The 4,463-nt window shown below is 44.2% G+C and carries 4 protein-coding genes and 1 pseudogene; all 5 read right to left on the minus strand.

Annotation, left to right across the window (positions count from 1 at the left end; translation table 11 throughout):
* Positions 1 to 238: 238 nt before the first annotated feature.
* A pseudogene (locus tag QT974_RS31510) lies at positions 239 to 742 on the minus strand (DUF6745 domain-containing protein); the annotation flags it as partial.
* Positions 743 to 1,311: 569 nt separating this feature from the next.
* Positions 1,312 to 2,019, minus strand: a complete 708-nt coding sequence (locus tag QT974_RS31515; RefSeq protein ID WP_333472308.1) for a leucine-rich repeat domain-containing protein — start codon at positions 2,017 to 2,019, stop codon at positions 1,312 to 1,314.
* 115 nt (positions 2,020 to 2,134) lie between these two features.
* Positions 2,135 to 2,707 (minus strand): hypothetical protein, encoded by a 573-nt coding sequence (locus QT974_RS31520; RefSeq protein WP_333472309.1) that lies wholly within the window; start codon positions 2,705 to 2,707, stop codon positions 2,135 to 2,137.
* Between the two features lie 7 nt (positions 2,708 to 2,714).
* Positions 2,715 to 3,149 carry a hypothetical protein gene (locus QT974_RS31525; RefSeq protein ID WP_333472310.1) on the minus strand — a complete coding sequence of 145 codons (435 nt, stop codon included), beginning with the start codon at positions 3,147 to 3,149 and terminating at the stop codon, positions 2,715 to 2,717.
* Positions 3,150 to 3,194: 45 nt separating this feature from the next.
* Positions 3,195 to 4,235, minus strand: coding sequence for an ABC transporter permease (locus tag QT974_RS31530; RefSeq protein WP_333472311.1), 1,041 nt, complete (start codon positions 4,233 to 4,235; stop codon positions 3,195 to 3,197).
* Between the last annotated feature and the right edge of the window lie 228 nt (positions 4,236 to 4,463).

Here is a 4,463-nt window from a genome sequence, read left to right on the forward strand (position 1 = left end):
TCAAACCGATAGTCCGGCAGGGGTTTAAACCCCTGCCTCAAAGCGAAAGTCCTCTCAAAGAGGACTGAAGAACTTATTAGTCGTCTTCAGACGACTTTCGCTATAAGAGGGGGAATTGATTCCCGCTTAGGACTGGCGGGCGGGTGGGAAGACTGGTGGACTAAAAGCTGGTTGTTGACACTAATGACGGGGGCACTATCTTTACAAATCTTCATGAATGATTGAGAGTTCTTATAGATTAACTCTGCACGGAAAATTCATCGGGATCGATATCCCAATTTACCCAGCGAATTGCCTCCCTAGCTGATGTCAGGTTAGGCGGCACTCTCAAAGCGTGAATGAATCCCGTACTCGGACAAGTCATTTTTAACAAACAAATCGGCTCGACATCGGCATTATCTATTTGTAATAGTGCATATTCCTGCCAACTATCTATTTGTTTTGCTGACAACTCTTGAATTATGCGATCGTAACCAATTCCTTGAATTAACACTCGTTTCAGTTCGGCATTGTCTTCAGATAAAAGCCATTCTGCTTTCCACAAATTGGGGTGTACTTGACCGTATTGTTCCGGCAATCTGACGCCGTGATGATAGTAAAAATTCCATCCATCCGCAAACTCGATCGCAGGTTCTCCTTCCGCGTGCAAGCGGTTTTGACTGTCAAAGCGCAGGTGGCGGGGGCGATCGCACACCAGGCAAATTTTTTCAAACGGAAATATCCAACCGCAATGCTCCAAAAGCTGCTTTTGGCAGTCATGTATTTCTTGTGCTTTTTGCGAGAGATTGATACCTGATGAAGAGACATACAATTCAGTTAAATAGATTTCTTTAAGCAAAGTCGTGGGGGTTTCAGGGTACTTCAGGTATAACAAACGATCGGGAAAAACCTTCCCCCTCGTGTTTTCCGATCGCTCATATTCCTCAACCAATTCGTACATTAGCGAACTCAGTCTGCTGTCTGCTTCGGGCTCGATCGTCATGCGAGCTCGCTCATACTCCCACACGGTCGGGTTTGCAAATTCTCCCACAATTGATGGGAAGATCGTTTTCCAATCTAGCTTTTTCCCCAATTTATTGCTGTCCCATTCGTCTGAGCAGTTTTGTGAATGGTCGTGTTTGAGCAAGTTGAAGATTTGGAGATAAGCGTCGCGGGGACTGCTGCAAATAATAACTTCGGGTTGTTCTAGCCCAATAGCGGCATAGGCAACTTTGATGGCTTCTGTGGCTTTTTGAGCATCAATTGGCTTAGTCGAGACAGTAAGACGTTTCTGTGCGAGTTCGCCTAACCCCCTGATATAGCAGTCCTAAATCATTCGCAAAATCGATCGAGACCAGAATCCTTGTAGTGTAAGCATCTTGCTGCCGTATTATTTTTCAAATCATTTAGACTTGCTATATCGGTAATTTGATTGCCGAAGAGAGTCAGTATTGTCAGATGGGTGAGCGATCGCAAGGCGCTGATATCGGTAATTTGATTGTAGTTGAGATTCAGTATTGTCAGATGGGTGAGCGATCGCAAGGCGCTGATATCGGTAATTTGATTGCGGCTGAGATTCAGTGTTGTCAGATGGGTGAGCGATCGCAAGGCGCTGATATCGGTAATTTGATTGCCGTAGAGAATCAGTGTTGTCAGATTGGTGAGCGAGCCGAGGGATCTGAGATCGGTAATTTGATTGCCGCCGAGATGCAGTGTTGTCAGATTGGTGAGCGAGCCGAGGGAGCTGATGTCGGTAATTTGATTGCTGCTGATGACGGTAGTTAGACTCTCGCCGAGATGCAGTGTTGTCAGATTTGTCAGCGAGCCGAGGGAGCTGATGTCGCTAATTCCAGTGTTGCTGAGATCCAATTTGGTCATGCTTGAAAGTATCTGCTCCGCTGCTTCAGCGTCATCAGTGCCAGCCTTTTTTAACAACACTTTAACTGTGTGTCTTGCTCCTTCTGAAAGACTGTCAATATGCCTGCACCAGTCGGCAAAGCGACTAAAACTAATTGATTCGTTTGGTTGTTGTTCTGACATAAGACACTCCTAGATGGTGAATGGCGGCATCGGGAATGGGGCATGGAATACCATTAACTGTTCGTATTATGGCTGGTGCAATCAGAAGTTGTTCGGTGATGGTGCGATCGCACTTTTATGGTAATTTATCGCGCAGGAAAAGCCAAGTGTTGAGTTTTTCATCTAAAACATATTTATCACTCTCAGAAAGTGCTGCAATAACTTTCAATCGATTTTTAAGTTTTCTTAACTCGCGAATTTCTGCAATAGGTAGCGTTTTCCAATTAGCAACCTTTTTTTCGACATCTTCCTGCGACTCTTTGATGTTATCCCAAAACCATTCTAAAATTAAGTTAACATCGAGAACAGGATCATCGGAAATTACTTCCTGTTTTTCGATCGCCGCAGCCCGCAACATCATTGAGGAAATCGTAAAAGACTCGCCACTACCTGGTTTTTTGCGATCGGCATCATCGGCTAGGCGATCGTAAATTGCGATCGCGACTTCTGCCCATTTGCGATCGCACAAACCAGAACCATTTTCACCTTTTCGAGCCTTAGCGGAGGAAACATCGGCTAATAATAGCCAGTTAAACCCTTGTGGTTGGGTGGTTTGACCTGAAAATATGTTTTTCACCCAAATCAGTACAGATTCGGCATTTTGTTCGAGAATGCGATCGAGGGATATTGTCGTAGGAGATTGAGTCATAATTTATTTACTCCACATATTCGATATCAGCATTATTTGTATCAACTCCTTGCTGCCTAAAAGCTGTAATTCCTATTTCTAAGCTCTCTGAATTTGGTCTAAAATGCCCGCTGTGATTGCTGATTGTTAGCAAAATATATAAACCGTTGCTGCCGACTATCTCGGCTTCTCCCGCAGCCAAGACAGGCTGACCGCAAGTTATAACCGTATGGTAAATTTCATTGTTAACATCTGAAAATTTCGGAATTATGAGGAGTTCTAGGTTTGTTGTTACTGCCCATTTGATAGTACCTTCATTAATTATATCGTCAAATCCCGCTTCTCCCACTTTAATGGCTCTGACACCTAACTCATCTGCCGATCGAATTTCATCATTTAGCGTCGCGGGGGACTGATTGGAAAAGCGAGGGCTAGGAACATTATTTGAAAATGATTGTGTCACAACAGAATTTAACGAGAATCGAATTTATAGTTAAATCTGATTCTATCACTTTAGGTCTTCCAGCTTAATCCTCGGATCGACCGCCTTCAGCAGCAAATCTGCGAACAAATTCCCCACAATCAACATCGTAGCGCCCATCATCAAACTCGCCATTACCAAATACAAGTCTTGATTGTTCACCGCTTCCAAAGTCAGCTTACCCAAACCAGGCCAATTAAAGAAAAATTCCGCAATAAACGCACCGCTCAACAAACTAGCAAACTCAAAACCCAACAGCGTCACTAACGGATTGATCGCATTCCGCAAAGCGTGAATGTAAATTACTCGATTGTCCGGCAAACCTTTAGCCCGTGCTGTGCGGATATAATCTTGACGCAGCACGTCTAACAATTGTCCGCGCATCAATCTTTGCAAGCCAGCAAAACCCGTAACGCTGAGGGCGACTGTTGGCAAAATTAAGTGCCAGCAATAATCGAGGATTTGACCCCACCAAGGTAAGTCTGCGTGGTCAATACTTGTCATTCCTCCTACTGGGAAAAGAGGTGAAGTATTCTGTGCGAAAAATAACAGCAACAAAGCTGTAATAAAACTGGGAAATCCTTGTCCCGTGTAGCTGACTACTTGCAAAACCCGATCGACAGTCTTATTTTGATTGACGGCCGCGACAATTCCCAAAGGCAGCGCGATCGCCCAAGTTACAATCAAAGAAGCGATCGCCATTAACAACGTCGCCGGTACTCTTTCCCACAGCAGCGACGCTACGGAACGCTGATACACAAAACTGGTGCCAAAATTCCCCCGCGTCACGATTTGTTGCAGCCACAGCCCATACTGCACAATCGCTGGTTTATCTAAGCCGAATTGCTGTTCGAGTTGTTTGAGTGTTTCCGGCGAAATCTTCGGATTTTGACTCAAAGTATCCAAGTAATTTCCCGGTGCGAGTTCAATAATTGCAAAACAAAGCATCGATGCTAACAGTAGCGTTAAAAGTGCCTGTAACATTCGTTTGACAACATAGGTAAATGTCTCGCTCCCAAACAGAGAATTCAATATTCGCCAATTTCGATTAGATTTAATAGAAGTCATTAGTTATTAGTTATTTGTTATTAGTTATTAGTCATTAGACATCTTCAATTTGAGAGATGTAGGGGTGAAGCATTTGGGCGGTAATTTATGTTGAAAATAGCAGATTTTATCCCCAAATGCTTCACCCTCCCCAGGCTGCTTAGGTTGGGACGAAGCGATCGCAAAACCCAACAGGGTGCATCTCTATGAGTGCAAGGGCTCTCGCATTTCGGCAGACAATTTATTAGT

It is taken from the genome of Microcoleus sp. BM001215392 (assembly GCF_036700185.1).
GTDB lineage: Bacteria > Cyanobacteriota > Cyanobacteriia > Cyanobacteriales > Microcoleaceae > Microcoleus.

Excerpts from the sequence above, each read along its gene's own strand:
- QT974_RS31520 (WP_333472309.1), bottom strand. The coding sequence starts at position 2,707 with ATGACTCAATCTCCTACGACAATATCCCTCGATCGCATTCTCGAACAA.
- QT974_RS31515 (WP_333472308.1), bottom strand. The coding sequence starts at position 2,019 with ATGTCAGAACAACAACCAAACGAATCAATTAGTTTTAGTCGCTTTGCC.
- QT974_RS31530 (WP_333472311.1), bottom strand. The coding sequence starts at position 4,235 with ATGACTTCTATTAAATCTAATCGAAATTGGCGAATATTGAATTCTCTG.